This is a genomic window from Stutzerimonas sp. C6.4V (assembly GCF_058536345.1).
Genome location: NZ_JBZUBM010000002.1, coordinates 737,280 through 759,057, shown reverse-complemented (window position 1 = coordinate 759,057; position 21,778 = coordinate 737,280). Strand labels below are relative to the sequence as shown.

Sequence of the window (21,778 nt, the reverse complement as noted above, 5' to 3'; positions counted from 1 at the left end):
GCGATCATAGATCCACCCGCCAACCGCAGCTCCTGATGCCCGACCCCACTCTCAGCCAAGCCCACCTTGTAGACCGCTTCGAGCAGCTCGACGCGTTCCTCTTGCCCTATCAGGCGCTATGGCGGCCGCGCCCATTCATGCATCTGCGCTTGCCGTGGGAAGCGGACCATCCCGAGTTGGCCGGATGGCTGCGCAGTCGTTCCCTAGAGGATGCCGAGGACGTCCACAACGCCCCTCACAGGTTGTCGGCGCCTGCCCCGTTCAGCAGGATCGCCGAGCGAGCCAAGGCGCTGAGCGCTGTGCCCAGCCTGCCCCAGCGCGAGTCCGACGCCATGCGTCAGCCAGAGGATGTGCCCGGGCGCAAATGGCAACAGATCCGGGCGTTCGAGGCAGCGCTCGGCTTTGAAAAACGCCCCCGGCACTGGCTGGACTGGTGTTCGGGAAAAGGTCACCTGGGACGCCAGATGGTTTCGAGAGGCGGCAGCCTGACCTGCCTGGAGCGGGACCCCGCGCTGGTTGCCAGTGGCGCCGAACTGAGCAGGCGCATGGGCATCGCGGCGAACCATCAACAGCAGGATGTGATGGCCGTAGGCGCGGCGGAACAACTTGGTCCCAAGCAGACACCCGTAGCCCTGCATGCCTGTGGCGATCTGCACGTGCGGCTGCTGCAGCTGGGCATCGAGCGCGGATGTCGACAGCTGGCTCTCGCGCCCTGCTGCTATAACCGCATCAGCACCGACCACTACCAACCGCTATCGAGCCGGGCACAAAGGTCCGAGCTTCGGTTGTCACGCGACGATCTCGGCTTGCCACTCAGCGAAACGGTTACCGCCGGCGCCCGCGAACGCCGCCAGCGCGACCAGTCAATGGCCTGGCGCCTGGGCTTCGACCTCTTGCAGCGCGACCTGCGCTCCGAGGATAGCTATCTCTCCACTCCATCGCTGCCCACCGCCTGGCTCAAAAAGGATTTCGAGCAGTACTGCCGCGACCTCGCCAGCCTCAAAGGCCTGCCCGCCCCCGGCCATCAGGATTGGACAACCCTCGAAGGCCGCGGCTGGCAGCGCCTGGCCGAGGTGCGCAACCTGGAGCTTGTACGCGCCCTGTTTCGCCGCCCTCTGGAGATCTGGCTGCTGCTGGACCGTGCATTGCTGCTTGCCGAGAACGGTTATGCAATCCGCCTGGGCACCTTTTGCCCCCTCGAACTGACCCCACGCAACCTGCTGCTGATTGCCGAACAAGACGATTGAACGCCCCTCACGCGAAAGTCATGCAAGTAACTGCCAACAAACAGTTTACTCGCCGCGAGCAATAGCTATAATGGCGCCCATCTTTTAGCCGGTATAGCTCAGCTGGTAGAGCAACTGACTTGTAATCAGTAGGTCCCGAGTTCGACTCTTGGTGCCGGCACCATACACAGAAAGGCCCGCAGCGATGCGGGCCTTTTTCGTTTCCAGGGCGGCTGCACCTGGTCGATAAGACAGCCCTCGCCACTCCCCGCTTTTCTCTTGAGCCGATTTCAGGCTCCATGATTACCTTCGGCGCTCTTCGTCTGGCATCATCGTCCAAATCAGGCCCAATCCGGGATTGCCGAGGGACGATTTTCAAGGGATGGACATGGCCGAAAGCAGTAACTTCGACTTTCTCAAGGAACACGACCCGGTCTTCCTCCAGCTCGCCAGCACGGCCGAGCGGGCATTCGCCAGCGACCCCAACACCACGCTGATCAAGTTGCGTCAGCTCGGCGAGGCACTTGCGCAGGATCTGGCGGCGCGGGCCGGTATCGAGCTGGTCGCCACCATCTCGCAGTCAGACCTGCTGTACCGACTGAGCCGCGAGATCCAGCTCGACGGAAACATCCGCAACCTGTTCCACACGCTGCGCATCGAGGGCAACAAGGCCACTCACCAGTTCCGCACTCAGCATCGCGAAGCTCTGGATGGGCTGAAGGTCGCCCGGGAACTGTGTATCTGGTACCACAAGGCACTCGGTAAGGCCGGCAGCAATTTCAAAGCCGGCCCTTTCGTCATCCCCAGCGACCCCAGCGCCCCGCTACGCGACCTGCAAAGCCAGATCGAACAGCTCAAAGCCCAGCTCAGCGAATCCAGTCAGCAATTGGAGAGTAACCAGCAGCTGGCTGAACTGCTCAAGCGTGAAGCCGAGGAATACGCTGTTCTTGCCAGTCAGATGGATGCCGAATCTCGCAGCCATAAGCAACTGGCTGCCAAGCACGAAGCCGCACTCAACAAACTGCGCAGCGAACACGAACAGAGCCTCAAGACGCTTCAGCGACAACTGGCCACCCAGCCGCAGGCCGCCCAGCAGGTCACCCACAAGACTCAGCAGGCCACCAGCCACTTCGACCTGAACGAAGACCTCACCCGCATCCTCATCGACCAGCAGTTGAACGACGCCGGCTGGGAAGCCGACTCGCTCGATCTTACCTATGGCAAGGGGGCGCGCCCGGAGAAAGGTAAGAACAAAGCCATTGCCGAGTGGCCGACGAGCAAGCCGAAAGAAAACGCCGACTACTTGCTGTTCGCCGGTCTCACCCCGGTTGCCATCGTTGAAGCCAAACGCAAGCGCATCAACATTGCCGACCGCATCCCCCAGGCCGAGCGCTATTCGCGGCAGCTGATCATCGCCGGCGACCTGCAGCCGGCCGGTCCAGGCGCTGGCTGGGCGGACGGCCAGGGCGGCCACTTCAAGGTCCCGTTCGCCTTCGCTTGCAATGGCCGCCCGTACATCAAGCAGCTCGCCGAACAGTCCGGCACCTGGTTCAGAGACCTGCGCAGCCCGGCCAACCTGCGCCGTCCGCTGCAGGACTTCCACACGCCTGACGGTCTGCGCGACCTGCTCAAACGCAGCCGCGAGGAGGCCGAAGCGAAACTCCAGCAAGAAGGCTTCGCCTACCTCAAGCTGCGCGACTATCAGGAAAATGCCATTCGCGCCGTCGAGCAGGCGCTCGCCGACAACCGCCGCCAATGCCTGCTGGCCATGGCCACCGGCACTGGCAAGACGCGCACCATCATCGGCCTGATGTACCGCCTGCTGAAGGCCGAACGCTTCCGCCGTATCCTCTTTCTGGTCGACCGCAGCGCCCTGGGTCAGCAGGCTATCGAGGCGTTCAACGAAGCGACGCTCGAGCAGAACCATACGCTCGCGCAGATCTATGACATCAAGGAGCTGGGCGACATGGCTGCCGAGGCCGAAACGCGCGTTCAGGTCGCCACTGTGCAGGCCATGGTCCGGCGCATCTTCCAGTCGGACAACCCGCCGCCCATAGACGCCTTCGACTGCATCATCGTCGACGAAGCCCACCGCGGTTACACCCTCGACCAGGAGATGACCGAAGGCGAGCTGGCGGTACGCGACTTCAGCCAGTACCTCTCGCAGTACCGCCGCGTGCTTGATTACTTCGACGCCTGCCGCATCGGCCTCACCGCTACGCCGGCCAAGCACACCAGCGAAGTGTTCGGCGCGCCGATCTTCACCTACAGCTATCGCGAAGCGGTGGCCGACGACTGGCTGATCGACCACGAACCGCCGATCCGCTACCAGACCCTACTCAGCCAGAACGGCATTCACTTCGCCAAGGGCGAGAGCGTTAGCATCATCGATACTGCCACTGGCGAGGTGGACGTGGCGGAACTGGAGGACGAGCTTGATTTCGAGATCGAGTCCTTCAACCGCCGCGTGATCACCCCCGGTTTCGACAAGGTCATTTGCGAGCAGCTGGCCCAGGAACTGGACCCTTCAGGCGATGAGAAAGCGATGATCTTCTGCGTCAACCAGGCCCACGCCGAGCGCGTGAAGAACCTGCTCGACGAAGCCTTCAAAGACGTTCACGGCGATGACTACAACCAGGCCGCCGTGCAGATCATCACCGGGCAGAGCGACAAGGTCGAACAGCTGATCCGTCAGTACAAGAACGAGCGCTACCCGAGCATCGCCATCACCGTCGACCTGCTCACCACCGGCATCGATGTGCCACGCATCTGCCACCTGGTGTTCATGCGCCGGGTACGCTCGCGCATCCTCTATGAACAGATGAAGGGCCGCGCCACGCGTCGCTGCGACGAGATCGGCAAGACCGTGTTCCGGATTTACGACCCGGTCGACCTGTACGCCAGCCTCGAACCCGTGGACACCATGAAGCCGCTGGTGAAAGACCCGAGCATCAGCCTGGAACAGCTGGTCAGCGAGCTGACCAATCCCGCCAGCCTCGACGCGCCCGGCAGCCAGCCCGACAGCAGTCATGCCCATGATGTGCTCGACCAGCTCAGCCAGCGGGTGATGCGCATCCTGCGCAAGGCCAGCCACAAGGCCGAGAGCAAACCGACCCTCAAGAGCAAACTCGCCGAATTGGAAGACGCCTGGGGCGTGGCGCCGGACAAACTGCACCAGCACCTGCACGGGCTCGGCCCGCAGCAGGCCGCGCAGTTCATCCGTCAGCACAGCCAGCTGCTCGACCAGCTCGCCACCGTCAATGCCCTGCTCGGCTCGGAAAACTACCCGGTGATCTCCACCCACACGGACGAGCTGATGGTCCGCGAGCAGAACTACGGCGCCAACCAGAAGCCCGCCGACTATTTGGAAAGCTTCAACGATTTCATCCGGAACCAGCTCAACCAGTCGGTGGCCCTCGGTGTGGTGGTCAATCGCCCGCAGGACCTGACCCGAGAGCAGTTGCGCGAGGTGCGCCTGCTGCTCGATGGGAATGGATATAGCGAAGTGAATCTGCAAAGCGCATGGCGCAACCAGACCAACCAGGAGATCGCCGCCAGCATCGTCGGCTTCATCCGCCGCGCCGCCCTCGGCGAAGCCCTGCTGCCATTCGAGCAACGCGTCGCCAAGGCCATGGAGAAGATTTACACCCTGCAGCAATGGACGCCAGTCCAGCGCAAGTGGCTGGAGCGCCTGGCCAAGCAACTCGTGCATGAGGTGGTGATCGACGAAAAGCAGATCGGCGAGGCGTTCCGGAACGACGGCGGCAGCACCCGGTTGGACAAGATGCTTGGCGGGCACCTCGCTGTGGTTCTGGAAGAAATCAACGGCCACCTATGGACGCAAGCAAGTTGAAACCGGTAATCACCTTCAAACCCCGGCTCTTGCAAAAAACCACCGTAGTGAATAGGCTTGTGCGCAATACACCCGCCATGCCTATGACCGCCTCGGCAGTTACGCACAAATTGAGCGGGTTTTTTTATGCCTGTAGGTTTTGTCGCATGAGAACCTTCGACAAACCCGCTATTGACATTGGCGAGCAGATCGCCTTGCTCAAAGCACGCGGCCTGCAGATCCAGGACGAAGCGCGCGCCCGGCATTTTCTGGAAGCGGTCAGCTTCTTTCGTTTGACGCCGTATATGCGCCCCTTTCAGCTCGCCGACGATCCACAGCATGGCTTTCGTTCCGACGTGGGTTTCCGCAGCCTGACTCGCCTTTACGACTTTGACCGCCGCCTGCGGCTGCTGGTGATGGATGCCGTAGAGCGGGTAGAGGTGGCGGCTCGCGCAGTGATCAGCAACCACATGGGGCCCAGCCGTGGTGTTCATTGGTATCTGGATGCCCGAGTTTTTAAACGCCAGTACAACCATGAACGCCTGCTCAATACCGTCCGCGATAAACAAGAGCGCGCATTACGGGACTATGCACGCGAGTGTCAGAACATCGACCGGCTTCCGGACGATGAGCGTAAGGCGCACCTTAAGCGACAGCGCGCCTATGAGAGCTATGCGCGCCACTATCCGCTGACCTACTGTGAGCCGGAACTCATGCCAGGCTGGGCCATGGTGGAAGAGCTAACGCTCGGGGACCTGTCCCATCTATACGCGGGCTTGGCACACGATGCCGACCGCAAAGCCATCGCGCGGCGTTTGAATTTAGTAGCGCCGCTGCTGGAGTCGTGGCTGCACACCCTGACCACTATCCGAAACATCTGCGCCCACCACGCTCGCCTATGGAACCGCGAATTAGGTATCAGGCCCAAGCTGCCGGAAAAGCCCAGGTTCGTATGGCCCGAGCACCTGAAGGTAGGCACGCACAAGCGCATGTACCCGGTGCTATCCATTCTGAACCACATGATGCGCCAGACGAGCCCGCACACCAGTTGGGACCAGCGCCTGCATGAGCTCCTAAACGAGTTCCACGAGATCGATCTCCTTGCCATGGGTTTTCCGCGGCGCTGGCAAGACGACCCCTTCTGGCAAGCACCTCAGTGCGCCGCCCACTGAGTACTGTTTGAAGCGAGTCCCCATGGCCAACCGAACGGATGCTGTTCTCGTCCCTGATGTTTTGCGCGACGACCGGGAGGGCAACCAGTTCAGGGTGGTGATTCAGCGGCCTCAGGAAAGCGGGACTGCTTCGGGACCAGGTAGGGACCAAGTCGGGACCAAGTCGGGGCCAAGTCGGGACCAGGTCGGGGCCAAGTCCAGACCCGCCTCGGAACAGGTCGACGCCCCTCCCCGCTTGAAGCAGGAGCAACTAGCGCTATTGCGCAGGATGACCGGCGAGCACGCCACCCCCGAGCTGATGGCGTTCACCGGGCGCAGTAACCGCAGCAAGTTCCGCCAACAGGTACTGGCTCCGCTGCTGGCGCTTGGCCTGGTCGAGACGACCATTCCGGACAAGCCCACCAGCAGCAAGCAACGCTACCGCCTGACCGCCGCCGGCCGCGCGCTACAGGCTGAACAGGACGCCGCCCAAGACTGAACAGGCACAACACACCGATGCGTCGAATAACCCGGCGCCTCTAACACTTTCGCCACAGGTACCCCATGACCAATTCCGATATCGTCCAGAAGCTCTGGAACCTCTGCGACGTCCTGCGCGACGACGGCATCAATTACAGCGACTACGTCACCGAGCTGGTGCTGCTGCTGTTCATCAAAATGGAATACGAGCAGGTCCAGAACAACGACAGCTTCGGCCACAAGCTGCCCGAAGGCGCACGCTGGCCGGACCTGGCCTACAAGTCCGGAACCAATCTGCTCGATCACTACAAGCGCATGCTGCTGGACCTCGGCAATAACCCGGACCCGCTGATCGCCGCCATCTATGCCGATGCGCAGACGCGCCTGAAGGAGCCGCGCCACCTCGAGCAACTGATCAAGAGCCTCGACGGCATCGACTGGTTCAGCGCCCGCGAGGATGGCCTTGGCGATCTCTACGAAGGCCTGCTGGAGAAGAACGCCAGCGAGACCAAATCCGGTGCCGGCCAGTACTTCACCCCGCGCCCGCTGATCGACAGCATCATCCGCTGCATCAAGCCGCAGCCGGGCGAGACCATTCAGGACCCGGCCGCCGGCACCGCAGGCTTTCTCATCGCCGCCGACGCCTACATCAAGCAGCACACCGATGACCTCTACGACCTCGACGACAAGGCCCGCCGCTTCCAGCGCACCGAGGCCTACGTGGGTGTCGAGCTGGTGTCTGGCACACGCCGGCTGGCGCTGATGAACTGCCTGCTGCACGGCATGGAAGGCGACGCCGAGGGCGTCGTGCACCTCGGCAACGCCCTCGGCCAGACCGGCGCGGGGCTGCCGAAGGTGGACATCATCCTCTCCAACCCGCCATTCGGCACCGCCAAGGGCGGCGGCGGGCCGACCCGCGACGACCTCACCTACCGCACCGGCAACAAACAGCTGGCCTTTCTGCAGCATATTTACCGCGGCCTCAAGCCCGGCGGGCGCGCCGCCGTGGTGCTGCCGGACAACGTCTTGTTCGAGGCCGGCGTCGGCACCGAGGTGCGCCGCGACCTGATGGACAAGTGCAACCTGCACACCATCCTGCGCCTGCCCACCGGCATCTTCTACGCCCAGGGAGTGAAGACCAACGTGCTGTTCTTCCAGAAAGGCACGGCCGACAACCCACGCCAGGAAGAGCGCTGCACCAGCCGCGTATGGATCTATGACCTGCGCAGCAACATGCCCAGCTTCGGCAAGCGCACCCCCTTCGGCCCCACCCACCTCAAGCCATTCGAGGACGCCTATGGCGAGGACCCGAACGGCGGGAGCCCGCGCGCCGAGAACGTCGAGGGTGCCGCACAGGGAAGTGCCAATGTCGCGGGAGGCAGGACGCCGGGAGCGACCCTTGGCGAGGCCAGCCGCTTCCGCTGCTTTACCCGTGAGCAGATCCGCGAACGCGGCGACTCGCTGGATATCAGCTGGCTCAAGGACGATAGCAGCCTCGACGCCGCCGACCTTCCCGCCCCGGAAGTGCTGGCCGGCGAAGCCATGGCCGAACTGACCGAGGCGCTGCATGAGCTGGAAGCGCTGATGCAGGCATTGGGCGCGGGGGATGAAGTGGTGGCACAGAAGCAGTTGATGGCAGAGGTGATGGGGTTTGAGCAGCCGGAAGCTCGAAGCGAGAAGCTGGAAGTGGGGGAGCGGGGATGATTGGGTTGCCGGATGGCTGGGCTGTTTGCAGCTTAGCCGACATAGGCCATATCGTTACAGGTAAAACCCCAAGTACAAAGAAGGCTAACTTCTACGGTGGAAGTATTTCCTTCATCAAACCGGGCGATCTCGACCATTCAGGTCCAGTACGCACGACAGAAACTTTTCTGACGGATGCCGGCGCTGCAGAAGTCCCTAGTCTGCCGCCGCAAAGCATCGTAGTGACCTGTATCGGAAACTTGGGGAAAGTTGGTCTAACCACAACGACATCAGCCACAAATCAGCAAATCAACGCTTTGATTCCCGACAATGGCATCGACCCGGCCTACGTATTTCATTATTCCAAGACATTGAGACCATGGCTCGAAGCGCAGTCTTCTGCCACAACGATCTCCATCGTAAATAAAAGCATTTTTTCTAAAGCGCCTGTTCCGCTGCCCCCAGCAGCCGAACAAACCCGCATCGCAGCCAAGCTCGATGAACTGCTGGCCCAGGTCGATACCCTGAAAGCCCGCATCGACGGCATCCCCGCGCTGCTCAAGCGCTTCCGCCAATCAGTCCTCGCCGCCGCCGTTTCGGGGCGGTTGACGGAGGAGTGGCGAAAGCAAAACCTCAGCCAGACCGACTTGCATACCTCGGACGCGAACACCTCCACCGGCTTTGCGTGGCCCGAAGTTAGCCTTGGGGACGTCGCACAGGACTTTTCGTATGGAAGCTCAGCCAAGTCAAAACCAAGCGGCGATACTCCAGTACTTCGCATGGGAAATATCCAAGGTGGCCGACTTGATTGGGGCGACTTGGTTTTTTCTACCGATCAACAAGAAATCAAAAAATACGCACTACATCCAGGCGACGTGTTGTTCAACCGAACAAATAGTCCTGAGCTAGTAGGCAAGACCGCTATTTACAAAGGCGAGAGGCAAGCAATTTATGCGGGCTACCTAATCCGAGTAAGGTGCTCGGAGCAACTCAATGCTGACTTCTTGAATTACTGCCTGAACAGCCCTCAGGGAAGACACTACTGCTGGCAGGTGAAGACCGATGGTGTCAGCCAGTCGAACATCAACGCTAAGAAACTAGCCGCCTTCCGCTTTGGATTGCCCTCGATTGAAGAACAAACCGAAATAGTCCGCCGCGTCGAGCAACTCTTCGCATTCGCCGAGCAGCTCGAAGCCCGCGTCAAAGCCGCTCAGGCGCGCATCGACCGGCTGACTCAAAGCATCCTCGCCAAGGCCTTCAGAGGCGAGCTGGTCCCACAAGACCCCAACGACGAACCGGCCAGCCTGTTGCTCGAACGCATCAAAGCCCAACGCACCGCCACGCCAAAGACCAAACGTGGACGGAGAAGTGCCTGATGCATATGCATATGCATATGCATATACATACCGATCTTGTGATTCCGCTCCGTGCGGCCAAGGCCTTGCTCGCCCCATCCCTGGGGCTCGGCCTTCGGCCCGCCCTGCGGGCGTCCAAAATCGTTCCCGACGATTTTGTCCGCGGCGAACTGGTGCCGCAGGACCCGAACGACGAGCCGGCCAGCGTATTGCTGGAGCGGATCAAGGCCCAACGCGCCGCCGCGCCCAAGGCCAGGCGCGGTCGCCGGGCCGCTACGCCGAGCTAAGCCCTTTCATCTGGAAGAGAACGAACCATGTCCGTGCCGACCTATGACCAGTTCATCGAGCCCATCCTGCGTTTTCTCGCCGCCCACCCGGAGGGCGCCACGGCGGGTGAAGCGCACGAAGCGGCCGCCCAGGCACTCGGCCTGAGCGAGGCGCAGCGGCAGGAAACCACCACCAGCGGCCAGGCGACCTACAAGAACCGCTCGGGTTGGGCGCATGACCGGCTCAAGCGCGCCGGCTATTCCAGTAGCGCCAAGCATGGCTACTGGAAACTGACGGGCGACGGCCTTGCCTTCGCCCAGGCGAACCCGACCCCACTGAGCCCCGCACAGGTCGAGCATCTGGCGTTGAATTTCATGAGCGTGAAGCTGAAGCCAGCGCCGGATGCCGCCTCCCTGGATGAGGGCAATGACACGCCGGCGCCGATCGCCCAGGCCGACCTCGCCACCAGCAGCCCGCAGGAGCGCCTGAACCAGGCCATCCTCGAGCTGCGCACCAGCGTCGCCGGTGATCTGCTGGATAGTCTGCTGCAGGCCAGCCCGACGCGCTTCGAGCATATCGTGCTCGATGTGCTGCATAGCCTGGGCTACGGCGCCAACCGCCAGGCGCTGCAGCAGGTGGGCGGCAGCGGTGACGGCGGTATCGACGGGGTGATCTCGCTCGATGCGCTGGGGCTGGAGAAGGTCTACGTGCAGGCCAAGCGCTGGCAGAGCACGGTCGGCCGCCCCGAACTGCAGGCCTTCTACGGCGCTCTGGCCGGACAGAAAGCCAGGCGCGGCGTGTTCATCACCACCTCCGGCTTCACGGCCCAGGCGATCGACTTTGCACGCTCGGTCGAAGGCCAGGTGCTGGTCGACGGCAAGCGTCTGGTCAACCTGATGCTCGATCATGAGGTTGGCGTCAGCTCGCAGCTTTACAAGGTGCCCAGGCTCGACAGCGACTACTTCGACGAATCCCTCGGCTGAACCGGTGAGCCAGGGTCACAATCGTGCGGTGGCGGGCTAGACAACGCCAATTCTGCTCGAAGGCAAGCTGCATGCATTCGCAGCTTTCAAGGCCAAAAGGTTTCGAGAGCGGCCTCGGGCAGACGCAAAAAAGCCCCGCATCAGACGATGCGGGGCTTTTCTGTGTAGGGCTGTGTCCTGTCCATTCGGCCGCTTCCAGCGGCAAATCCTTACGCCCATCCAGGCGCTTGCGACATCCTTCGCTTCAGCCACAACCGACAACCCTAGAGTCGTGGGCTGCGCCGTGCTAGGCGATTCGTGACGCATCAGCGTGGGTCACCAACCGGCCAGCAGCGGCAGCAGGGTTAAGAGCGGGCGTGATGGCAAAAGTTCAACTTTTAGAATGAAAAGGCCACCAGATTAATCATAAAAAATTGGCCCTATGACTTCTCTGCTGCGGTCCGGCCTGTGCCGCAGGTCGCCTCGGTTCGCTTCTGCCCTCCCCAACGCCACTTCGTTACACCTCGCCTCCGCTGCCGGAACACCAGGCGCCATGCGGGCTGGCCCGGCATGGCCAGTGGCCTTGCCGGGGTCGGGTAACAGCCCTGATACATTTTCATGGCCAAGGGCATCGGAACATGAGGTGGTGAACGCGGTCAGCTGTGCGTCGCCACACTCCAGCGCAACAGACTAGGCAATGACTGCCACCACGGAGCCAGCCGCCTACAGGAGCCAGGCCACTCGATGTCAGCGATCACGACCCTTTTCAACAAGCTCAAGCTCTACCTCTTCAACGCCTCCTGGATGATGGCCGAACGCCTGCTGAACATCGGCGTGGGCTTTCTCACGGCTGTGTTGCTGGCGCGCTACCTGGGGCCCGAGCAGTTCGGCATTCTTGCCTACGCAATCTCCATGACGGCGATCTTTGCCTCGGCCGGGCACATGGGGCTGGCGGGGCTGGTGGTGCGCGAGGTGGTCAAGCAGCCGGAGAAGGTGCCGGAAACCCTGGGCACGACGTTCATGCTGAAACTGAGCGGCATGGCCCTGGGTTATGGCCTGATCCTGCTCTACACCCTGCTGTTCGAGGAAACCGGCAGCACCGAATTCTGGATGCTGTTGATCGTGGCGTCGGCGATCTTCTTCCAGACTTTCGATGTGGTGGAGTACTGGTTCCAGTCGCAGGTACAGGCGAAATACCCGGCCATCGCCAAATCGACATCCCTGCTGATCGCAGCCGGCATCAAGTTGCTGCTGGTCTTCAGCGGTGCGGGCGTGGTGGCCTTCGCCTTTGCCCATACGGCGCAGTTCATGCTCGCCGCGCTGATCCTGGCGATCCTCTACAAGGGCACCACGGCAACCTCGCTGACAACCTGGAAAGCCAGCCTGGCCAAGGCCAAGGAGCTGCTGAGCCAGGGCTGGATCATCTACCTCGGTTCGATCTTCGCGGTGATCTACATGAAGATCGACCAGGTGATGCTCAAGTGGATGGTGGGCGCGGAGGAGGTAGGCGTCTATGCCGTGGCTGCGCAGCTGTCCGAGGCCTGGTATTTCCTGCCGACCGCGATCGTCGCTTCGTTCTTTCCCAAGCTGATCAAGCTGCATGCCGCGGACCCGGCATTGTTCAACCGGCGCTTCCAGCAGCTGTTTGACGTGTTGTTCATGCTCGCCATCGTCGTGGCGGTGCTGGTGTCACTCGTCGCCGGCCCTCTCATTGCGCTGCTGTTCGGCGCCGAGTACCAGAACTCCGCCTCGATCCTGACCATCCATATCTGGGCGGGCGTGTTCATTTTCATGCGCGCGCTGTTCAGTCGCTGGATCCTCATCGAGGGTGCGCTGATGTTTTCACTGATTACCCAGGGCCTTGGCGCGCTGGCCAACATCGGTCTGAACGCGCTGCTGATTCCCCACTACGGCGGCGAAGGCGCAGCCATGGCCACCCTGATTTCCTACGCCGTGGCGTCCTATGCCGCGTTGCTGGTGCACGCCAAGACCCGGCCGGTGTTCTACATGATGACCAAATCCTTTTTCAGTCCGTTTCGCTATGCATTCAGTGCCGTAGGAGCCCTCCGATGAGCCTAAAGTCCCTTGTTCGAATCTTGCCCGAGCCGGTCAAGGATCAGCTCAAGGCTGCCCGGGACAACACTCGCCTGGGCCTGGTCCGGCTGTTTTCCAGCAACGGCTTTCTGGCTTCGCTGTACTACTGCCTGGTCAGCCGTGAATTCGATCGCGAGCACCGTGCGGTGTTGCTGGGCCGCCTGCGGTTCGCCCGCCTGATGCAGGGCAAGGGCGAGAACGATGCCTTTCTGCGGCGCAACGTGCACCGCCTCGAGAAAGGCCTGATCATGCGCCCGCGGCGCAGCACCTTTGCCGAGGACTACATCGGCCCGACCGTGCGCTGCTTCGCCGATGCGACCCATGCCGGCGTCGAGACCGGCCAGCAACGCTGGGCCCATGACGTGCTCAGCGACTATTTTTCCGCCGTCCAGAGCTCCCCGCGGATCGACTCGGCGCGGCGCGAATTCACCAGCGCCCAGCGCGACGAGGAAGCCAGCCGCTGCGTACCCTATCCGCACAGCGAATTGCCGGCGTGCCCGGTCAGCTATGACCAGCTCATGGTGCTGTTCCGCCGCCGCCGTTCGGTGCGCTGGTATCAGGACAAGCCGGTCAGCAACGAGCTGATCGAGCAGGCCGTGCGTGCCGCCACGCTCGCCCCTTCGGCGTGCAACCGCCAGCCGTTCCGCTTCTATGTCAGCAACGATCCGGCCAAAGCCGCCGACATCGCGCAGTGCGCCGGCGGTACCGGCGGCTTCCATGACAACCTGCCTTGCGTGATCGCGGTGGTGGGCGACCTCGGCGCCTACCCCGAAGCGCGCGACCGGCATGTCATCTATATCGACGGCTCGCTGGCGGCCATGCAACTGATGCTGGCCTTCGAGAGCCTTGGGCTGTCCACCTGCCCGATCAACTGGCCGGACATCGAAGCGGCGGAACGCCAGCTGGCGAAGAAACTGAAACTGGCCTACCACGAGCGCACCGTGATGCTGCTGGCGGTGGGCTATGCCGATCCAACGGGAGGGATTCCTTATTCGGACAAGAAGACCGAGCACGACTTGATCGTATTCAACTGAGGTAAGCGATGATTATCGAGATCAGAAAGGCCGGATTCGTCAATAAAGGCGCCGAGCTGATGTTGCATGCAGCACTGCAGAAGCTGAAAACCCGGTATCCGGACGCTACCTTCGTCATGGCTCCAACCACCGAGAAATCGGATCACCCGTTCCGCAAGCTGGTGCAGCTGGGCTTCTACCCAAAGGCGTCCCTGTGGCGCTACGGCATCCAGTGGGGCAACCTGGCCAACTTTGCGCCGCGGCCGCTGCGCGAGATGTATGGCGTAGTACTGGATAAGGAAGTGGATGTGGTGATCGACGCCGCCGGCTTCGCCTACAGCGATCAATGGGGCGATGAGCCGAGCATCGAGCTCGCGCAATCGGCCAGGACCTGGAAGAAGAACGGCACCCGCGTGATTCTCCTGCCGCAGGCCCTGGGCCCCTTTACCACCGACAAGATCCAGGCGGCGATGAAGACCGTCGTCGAGAACGTCGACCTGATCTTCCCGCGCGAGCGCGTATCGTACGAGTACCTGACCCGGCTGGCCGGCGAGCAGAGCAAGATCAAGCAGGCACCGGATTTTACCAACCTGATCAGCGGCGTGGTCCCAGCGGACTTCGATGTGGAGCAGAACCGCTTCTGCATCGTCCCCAACTGCCGGATGCTGGACAAGACCGATCAGCAGACACGCGATGCGTATTTGCCCTTCCTGACTACCTGTACCCGTTATCTACTGGAAAAAGGCGCCAAGCCGTTCGTGCTGGTGCACGAAGGCAAAGGTGACCTGGCGCTCGCCGAAAAGCTGTCGGCAGCAGTGGGCGGCATTCCTATCGTTCGCGAAAGTGGCCCGCTTGAAATCAAGGGCATCCTCGGCGCCTGCAGCGGCACCCTCGGCAGTCGCTTCCATGGGCTGGTCAGTGCGCTGTCCCAGGGTGTGCCGGCACTTGCCACGGGCTGGAGCCACAAGTACCAGATGCTGTTCGAGGATTACGGTTTTCCGGAGGGTCTGGTGCAGGTCACAGGCGACGAAGCGGAGATCAAGCGCAAGCTCGACCTGGTGACTGACGAAAGCGCACGAATCGCAGCGCTGATCCAGGCCAGAACCGCTGAGCTCAAGCAGCAATCCGAGCAGATGTGGCAGCAGGTTTTCGATGTCATCGACCAGTGCCAGCGCGGCCGCAGCTCGGCCGGCGCAGCCTGATGAATATCGGCGTTACCGCGATACGGTGACGCCTTCCATTCTGGTCAGCGGTTCCGTCCGGCGAAGCGCTGCCGGATCAGCCGGTACAGGTAGTAGAGCACCATCAGCACCACCACCCCGGTGGATATCGGGTCCATGTACTGCGAGACCTTTTCGTACTGCGACTCCAGCAGATACCCGGCCAGCGCCAACAGCGCGGTCCAGATCAGCGAACCGAGCGTCGAATAGAGTAGGAACAGGGGCATCGACATCCCGGCGATGCCTGCCGGCACCGAGATCAGGGTGCGCACGGCCGGAATCAGGCGACCAAAGAACACCGCGGCCTTGCCGTGTCGGCCAAACCAGTCGCTGGCCTTGTCGACGTCCTCTGGCGAGAGGGTCAGCCAGTGCCCCCAGCGTTCGGCCAGATGCTTCATGCGTTTCTGCCCAAGCTTGGCGCCGGCGTAGTACCAGGGCAGCGCGCCAACCACCGACCCGGCGGTCCCCACCAGAATGACGGCAATGAAGTTGAGATCACCGCGCGCCGCGACGAAACCGGCCAGCGGCATGATCAGCTCCGACGGAATCGGCGGAAAGATGTTTTCCAGCAGCATCAGCAGGAATACCCCGACGTAGCCCAATGACGAAACGATTTCCACGATCTTGTCGAACATCGGTTACCTCTGCTGTTGAGTTGAAGAATCCCGCGCCGAAGGTTCGGCGAGGGTTGGCGCAGACTTGTCGAGTGCCGGCGCTGCCGCAGCCGGCAGCGATGCGTAGTAATCGGCCAGCGCCTGCATCTGCTCCGGCGTGAGCCGCTGCGCGGCGCTGTGCATGATATGCGCGTACTCGCTGCCTCCACGCTTGCCCGCCGTAAACAGCTCAAGCTGCAATTTCAGGTAGCGGGCATATTGCCCCGCAATGTTCGGGTACATGGGATTGCGCGGGCTGTCCTTTGGCCCATGGCAATGTATGCAGGACGGGATGCCGCGTTCACGCACACCGCGTTCGGCCAGCGACAGGCCCTGGGCCAGGATGTCCGGCGTCGGCTCTGGAGCGTCTATGTGACTGACTGGCGGCAGATCGGCGTAATGCTGCGCCAGCGCTTCAAGCACCGCCGGCTCCAGACCTGCGGCGATCGGCTGCATGATGCCGCTATGCCGCTCGCCCCTTGCGTAGGCCTGCAGCGCACCAAGCAAATATGCCTCGCTCTGCCCGGCCAATCGGGGGAACGCACCCTCGCCCCGACCGCCGCCGTCTTCGGCATGACAGCGGTTGCAGTTGGCCAACACCGGACCGAGCGGGTCCTGCAGCGGCCGCAGATGATCGGGCGTGACGGGTTTGGCGATCTCTTCGCTGCGACCGCCCAGCGCAAGCTGTCTGTAGCGCTCGGGCGACATGCCTGGCATCGCCTGGAGGAACGCTACCAGGGCCCAGACCTCATCGTCCCTTTGCTGCGCGGGCCAGGCCGGCATGGCGGTGAACTTGACGCCGTTCTTCACGATCCAGAACAGCTCCTGAGGCTCCCAGCGTTCGATGCGCGGCGGCAGATAGGGTGGCTCGGGCGTCATCTGCTGGACGATCAAGGACCGCTGCTCCCCCGGCCCGCCATGACAGGCCAGGCAGCCGGTGTGATAGTGCCCGGCCCCCTTGAGCACCAGCGCCGGATCGTCCAGCGGCGGCACCTTCACGCCCATCGACTGAGTGCTGACTGCGCGACGCATGGCGTAGTGCAACAGCCAGCCGGTCGTCTTCCAATGGCCCGAACTGGCCCCTATCGAGACCAGCCCCAGCGAAACCAGCACGAACGCGCCCGTGCCCGCGAGCGCCGCCATCAGCGCGATACCCGCCACAACGCGCTTCCATGAGCCGCCGGTCAGCCAGCGCAGCCAGCGCCGCAACGGCGCCCAGCATCGCAGCAGCATTCGCTTAGCTGACTGAAACGGCATGGCGCTTGTCCTGTAGAAGACCGAACAGCAGGTACAGACCGCCGATCAGGTAGGCGCTGCCGCCAAAGGCCAGCATGATCACGCCACCCATCTGCTGATCCTCCAGCGGGCTCATGCCCGACAGCACCGAGCCGGTGTGCTCGAACAGCGGGCGACTGGACATGGCCAGCAGGACGCCGAGCAGCGTCATGTGCATCGAGGTCAACAACAAACCGGCGATGCCGGCCAGCGCGCGCCGATGCCGCACGCCGCCAAACGCCGCAAGCCATACCAGCAGGCCAACGAACAGATAACTGCCCTGCTCCAGCAGTTCGGCCGATTGAGACGTGCGCGCCGCATGGTGCAGCGCCGGCATGTGCCAGGCCCAGACCACGAACAGCTCGATCACCGAGGCCAGGATCGGCGAGAACAGGAACGGGATGCGGTTGGAGAAGTCCAGCCGACCTCCGGCCAGCCCGATCGCCAGCAACGGCGCCGCTACCGCCACCACCATCACGTGCATCAGCATATGGCCGACGAACAGCCGATCGGCTATGTCCGGCAACGGCCCGAGCCAGACCGCTGCCAGCGTGGCCAGGCCGAGCATCAGTGACAGCGGTCGCCAGATCATGCGCAGCTCCGGATGAAGACCACGCACAGCGCCACGTAGATCGTTGCGACAAAGCTCAGACCGCTGAGCAGCAGGGTAGAGAAGCCAAGGAAGCGGTGGCGATCAGCCGGAGTGTCGAAATCGTGTGGCGCCGTGGCGTGGCCAAACGAGTGCTTGCGCCAACCACGCCAGCCGGTCAGCGCGATGCCAGCCAGTGCGATCAGCGTCAGCACGCCGATGGCCAGGCGGATATCGCCCAGCTCACCGCCGCGCCCCGCCACCTTGGCGCACCACACCGACACCGCCAGGTACGACAGCAGGAAATGCACCGCCCAGATGGTCGGGCTGAAGGTGATCAGCCAAAGGGTGTCGCGCTCCTGCGGTGGCGCTTCAGGGGCCTGCTGGCCGCGATTGCGTTGCTGTTCGCTCAGCTTTTCAGTCATAACACCTCCGGAAAGCCGGCGATGACCGCGACAGTCACGCCTGCGGTGATGAGCATGAAATGCCAGAACAGCGCGACGTTACGGATATCGATGTCGTGTACCGCGGTCATCCGGCCGGCGGCGCGGCGCGCCAGGCAGTAGAGCTGCATGATCAGGCCGATGGATAGGTGTATCAGGCACCAGAGAACAAGCACCCACACCGTGGCGGGATAGACGTTGCTGGTGGGGTCGAGGCCACTGAAGTGCGGTCCGGCCCACATGGAGTAGCCGCCCGCCAGGGTGCAGACCGCCGCCAGCCCCAGCGAGCCGTAGAAGCCCGCCGCCTGATCACGAACGTTGCAGTGCCGCGCCAGCAGCGTCAGCGCCCAGGAGGCGGCGATCAATCCCAGTCCCAGTACCGGCCAGAACACACCGGGGCCGGCGGCATCGGCGGGCGGGAAATTCTCGTGCACCGTCCAGAAAAAGAAGTACCCGAACACCAGGCTGCCGAAGGCGCTCATGTCACCGATCATGGTGATGAAGGTGGCCCACCAGCCCACCGACTTGGCGCCCGACGCATAGAGCGGCACCGTCACGTCCAGGCCGATATCTTTTTTCGGCTTCTCCGGGATCACCGCCGTGCCGGTCCACAGCCAGATGAGGATGGTGATCAGCGCGAGGCCGCCACTGACCAGCGCCGCGACGTACCAGCTATAGGTCGCGAAAATGAACAGGCCGCCGGTGAATATCGCTGCCCACATGCTGAGGAACGTCGGGCCTGGCACGCGCAAGCACTGGATCGGCTCGGCATCGATGATGCTGCTGATCAGGGTTTCGCGCTTGCCCTCTTCCGCATCGGGCAGATAGAAACGCCCGGCATCCACGTCGCGCATCAGGTCTGGCTGATCCCAGAGCGGGTAGCGGCTCTTGATGATCGGTATCGAGCGCGAGCCCCAGGGCATGCCAGGCATTTCCGCGAGCCATTCGAGCGTCCCGGCGTTCCAGGGGTTGCGCTTGCTGTAGGGCTCCTTGCCCTTGGGCCGCATGACGTCCCAGACCAGCACCGCGACGCCAGCGGCGAGAATGAAGGCGCCCACCGTGGAGACCATGTTGAGCACATCGAAGCCCATGCCCGGCGCATAGGTGTAGACCCGCCGTGGCATGCCCAGCAGGCCGGTGAAGTGCATGGGCAGGAAGGCGATGTTGAAGCCGATGAACATCAGCCAGAAGGCGATCCGCCCGAGCCGGTCCGACAGCGTCTTGCTGCGTGCCAGCGGGAAGAAGTAGTACAGGCCGGCGATGACCGGGAACAGCATGCCGCCGATCAGCACGTAGTGCAGGTGGGCAACGATGAAGTAGGTGTCGTGTGCCTGGAAGTCGAACGGCGCCAACGCCACCATCACGCCGGTCAGCCCGCCAAGCACGAAGATCGCCAGCGCACCGGCAACGAACAGCATCGGCACCGATTTGACGAAGCGCCCCGCCAATGCGGTCGCGAGGAAGCAAAAGATCTGCACCCCGGTGGGGATCGCCACCGCTTCGGACGCGGCCGAGAAGAAGGCCAGCGAGATGCCCGGCATCCCGGTGGTGAACATGTGGTGGACCCACAGCCCGAAACTGATAAAGCCGGTGCCGACCGCTGCCAGCACGATGAAGCTGTAGCCAACGATGGGCCGCCCCGCGGCGGTGGGCACGATAGTCGCCACCAGCGCCACGGCGGGCAGGAAGATGATGTAGACCTCGGGGTGGCCGAAAATCCAGAACAGGTGTTGCCACAGTAGCGGGTCGCCGCCGCGGGTGTGGTCGAAGAACGGCCAGTCGAAGGCGCGCTCCAGTTCGAATAGGAGGTCGCCGGCGATCAGCGGTGGAAACGCGAACAGGATCATTCCGGCCACGACCAGGATGTACCAGGAATACAGCGGAATCAGGTTGATGCGCATACCCGGCGGCCGCGTTTTCAGCACGCCGACGATCAGCTCCACCGCCGCCGCGATCGAGGACACTTCGATGAACGACAACCCGAGCAGCCAGATATCCGCGCCAAGGCCGTCCTGATAAGTGGTGGTGAGCGGCGGATACATGAACCAGCCGCCCTGCGGCGCGACGCCGAAAAATATCGAGCCACAGACGAACACGCCGCCGATGATGAAACACCAGAAGCCATAGGCGGACAGCCGCGGGAACGGCAGGTCTCGTGCGCCCAGCATTTGCGGCAGGATCAGGATCGAAAAGGCCTCGAAGATCGGCACGCCGAAGAGAAACATCATCACCGAGCCGTGCAAGGTGAAGACCTGGTTGTAGGTTTCGGCAGACAGCAAATCGTTGTCTGGCACCGCCAGCTGCGCGCGGATCAGCATCGCCAGCACGCCGGCAAACAGGAAGAACAGGAAGGACACGCCGGTGTACCAGAGGCCGACCTCGGTGTTGTTTACCGCAGACCAGTAGCGCCAGCCCGTGGGGGTCTTCCAGGCCGCCGCCAGGCGTTCGGCCTGGGCCTTGGCGCGGGCTTCTTCCTGCGGGTCGCGGTACTCGATCGGCTCGCTCATTCGAGGCCCTTCAGGTAATGCGCCATGGCGCCCAGCTGCGCCTCGGGCAGCATGCCGAAGGCGGGCATTTTCACATCCGGTTTGATTGCGCTGCTGTGGCCGATCCAGCGCCGGAAGGCGTCAACATCGGCTGGCAGGGTGCCGGCTGCCAGGGTCAGGCGACTGCCCACGTGGGTCAGGTCGGGCCCGACCGTGCCGTCGGCCTCGGTGCCACGCACCTGATGACAGGCACCGCAGCCATTGGCGAGAAAGGCCTGCTGGCCCGCCTGCTGCAATGCTGTAGCCGGCGGTTGTGCTGGTTCGGCCTGTTCGGCTAGCCAACGGTCGAAATCGTCTCGCGGCATCACCACCACAGCGAAATTCATCAGCGCATGGGAGGTGCCACAGTATTCGGCACAGGCGCCACGGAAGGTGCCGGTCTCGGTCGGCTCCAGCACCAGTTCGTTAACCCGACCGGGAATCATGTCGACCTTGCCGCCCAGCGAAGGAATCCAGAATGAATGAATTACGTCCGGGCTGGTCAGGCTGAAGGCCACGCGTTCGCCCACGGGCAGCCGTATTTCGTTCGCCAGCTCAACGGCTTCGCCCGCATCGGTGCGGTAATGCACTCGCCACCACCATTGTTCGCCTGACACATCGACCCGCAGGGCAACGTTCTCGGCCGAGCGCAACTGCGGCATCAGCATCAGTCCATAAATCAGCAAGCCGGTCAGCACCACCACCGGGAAGAGAATGCCGCCGCCCAGGATCAACCAGCGGGCGCTGCGAATACCGTGCTCTTCGGGATGTGCCTGGGTCGCATACAGGGCGATGCCCATGACCACCAGCCAGATCAGCAGCGCACCGCCAGCCATCCACCAGAACAGCGTGGCGATGCTCTGCGCGCCGACACCGGCCGGGTTCAGGGCCGACTGCTGCCCATCACAGCCCGCCAGCAGCGCGATCAACAGCCACAGACCGACGCCACGCAGCCTGGGGCATGCTCCGGTGAGGTCGCTGGTCTGCATGGGCCGCATAGTCCGCCTCGC

17 protein-coding genes and 1 tRNA gene are annotated in these 21,778 nt (G+C 62.8%); 12 read left to right on the top strand and 6 right to left on the bottom strand.

From position 1 onward, the window contains the following. Positions 1-35 precede the first annotated feature (35 nt). The 12 genes from AC4LFW_RS19385 to AC4LFW_RS19330 all read left to right on the top strand — a co-directional run bounded on the left by AC4LFW_RS19385 (position 36) and on the right by AC4LFW_RS19330 (position 15,265). Positions 36-1,247, top strand: a complete 1,212-nt coding sequence (locus tag AC4LFW_RS19385) for a methyltransferase (protein ID WP_491821208.1) — start codon at positions 36-38, stop codon at positions 1,245-1,247. A gap of 87 nt (positions 1,248-1,334) precedes the next feature. Continuing rightward, a tRNA-Thr gene (locus AC4LFW_RS19380) sits at positions 1,335-1,410 on the top strand. A gap of 204 nt (positions 1,411-1,614) precedes the next feature. Next, on the top strand, positions 1,615-5,079 hold the full coding sequence (gene hsdR, locus AC4LFW_RS19375; RefSeq protein WP_491821206.1) for a type I restriction-modification system endonuclease: 3,465 nt from the start codon (positions 1,615-1,617) through the stop codon (positions 5,077-5,079). Next, positions 5,076-6,230, top strand: coding sequence for an Abi family protein (locus tag AC4LFW_RS19370; protein WP_491821204.1), 1,155 nt, complete (start codon positions 5,076-5,078; stop codon positions 6,228-6,230). The genes hsdR and AC4LFW_RS19370 overlap by 4 nt, the downstream gene beginning before the upstream one ends. A gap of 22 nt (positions 6,231-6,252) precedes the next feature. Then, positions 6,253-6,708 carry a Fic family protein gene (locus AC4LFW_RS19365; protein ID WP_491821202.1) on the top strand — a complete coding sequence of 152 codons (456 nt, stop codon included), beginning with the start codon at positions 6,253-6,255 and terminating at the stop codon, positions 6,706-6,708. A gap of 65 nt (positions 6,709-6,773) precedes the next feature. Further along, positions 6,774-8,393: a class I SAM-dependent DNA methyltransferase gene (locus AC4LFW_RS19360; protein ID WP_491821200.1), complete on the top strand. Its 1,620-nt coding sequence runs from the start codon at positions 6,774-6,776 to the stop codon at positions 8,391-8,393. Continuing rightward, positions 8,390-9,748: a restriction endonuclease subunit S gene (locus AC4LFW_RS19355; protein WP_491821199.1), complete on the top strand. Its 1,359-nt coding sequence runs from the start codon at positions 8,390-8,392 to the stop codon at positions 9,746-9,748. The genes AC4LFW_RS19360 and AC4LFW_RS19355 overlap by 4 nt, the downstream gene beginning before the upstream one ends. 17 nt (positions 9,749-9,765) lie before the next feature. Then, complete coding sequence (locus AC4LFW_RS19350) at positions 9,766-10,014, top strand: hypothetical protein (RefSeq protein WP_491821197.1); 249 nt, start codon at positions 9,766-9,768, stop codon at positions 10,012-10,014. Positions 10,015-10,041: 27 nt separating this feature from the next. Then, positions 10,042-10,977, top strand: coding sequence for a restriction endonuclease (locus AC4LFW_RS19345; RefSeq protein ID WP_491821195.1), 936 nt, complete (start codon positions 10,042-10,044; stop codon positions 10,975-10,977). A gap of 723 nt (positions 10,978-11,700) precedes the next feature. Continuing rightward, positions 11,701-13,029, top strand: coding sequence for a flippase (locus tag AC4LFW_RS19340; protein WP_491821194.1), 1,329 nt, complete (start codon positions 11,701-11,703; stop codon positions 13,027-13,029). Further along, positions 13,026-14,084: a nitroreductase family protein gene (locus AC4LFW_RS19335; RefSeq protein ID WP_491821192.1), complete on the top strand. Its 1,059-nt coding sequence runs from the start codon at positions 13,026-13,028 to the stop codon at positions 14,082-14,084. The genes AC4LFW_RS19340 and AC4LFW_RS19335 overlap by 4 nt, the downstream gene beginning before the upstream one ends. An 8-nt stretch (positions 14,085-14,092) precedes the next feature. Next, a complete protein-coding gene (locus tag AC4LFW_RS19330) occupies positions 14,093-15,265 on the top strand; it encodes a polysaccharide pyruvyl transferase family protein (RefSeq protein WP_491821190.1) in 1,173 nt (390 codons plus the stop codon). Positions 15,266-15,309: 44 nt separating this feature from the next. Here the strand turns inward: AC4LFW_RS19330 and AC4LFW_RS19325 are convergent, their stop codons facing one another. Genes AC4LFW_RS19325 through coxB form a run of 6 tightly spaced genes read right to left on the bottom strand, consistent with a single transcriptional unit; the run spans position 15,310 to position 21,757 of the window. Further along, on the bottom strand, positions 15,310-15,918 hold the full coding sequence (locus AC4LFW_RS19325) for a DedA family protein (protein ID WP_491821188.1): 609 nt from the start codon (positions 15,916-15,918) through the stop codon (positions 15,310-15,312). A gap of 3 nt (positions 15,919-15,921) precedes the next feature. After that, positions 15,922-17,193: a c-type cytochrome gene (locus AC4LFW_RS19320; protein WP_491821186.1), complete on the bottom strand. Its 1,272-nt coding sequence runs from the start codon at positions 17,191-17,193 to the stop codon at positions 15,922-15,924. Further along, complete coding sequence (locus AC4LFW_RS19315; RefSeq protein ID WP_491821184.1) at positions 17,174-17,803, bottom strand: cytochrome c oxidase assembly protein; 630 nt, start codon at positions 17,801-17,803, stop codon at positions 17,174-17,176. Before AC4LFW_RS19315 ends, AC4LFW_RS19320 begins: the two co-directional genes overlap by 20 nt. Beyond that, entirely contained in the window at positions 17,800-18,225 is a 426-nt protein-coding gene (locus AC4LFW_RS19310; protein ID WP_491821183.1) for a hypothetical protein, read from the bottom strand. The genes AC4LFW_RS19315 and AC4LFW_RS19310 overlap by 4 nt, the downstream gene beginning before the upstream one ends. Further along, on the bottom strand, positions 18,222-20,750 hold the full coding sequence (ctaD, locus tag AC4LFW_RS19305) for a cytochrome c oxidase subunit I (RefSeq protein WP_491821181.1): 2,529 nt from the start codon (positions 20,748-20,750) through the stop codon (positions 18,222-18,224). Before ctaD ends, AC4LFW_RS19310 begins: the two co-directional genes overlap by 4 nt. After that, a complete protein-coding gene (coxB, locus tag AC4LFW_RS19300) occupies positions 20,747-21,757 on the bottom strand; it encodes a cytochrome c oxidase subunit II (RefSeq protein ID WP_491821179.1) in 1,011 nt (336 codons plus the stop codon). Before coxB ends, ctaD begins: the two co-directional genes overlap by 4 nt. Positions 21,758-21,778 lie beyond the last annotated feature (21 nt).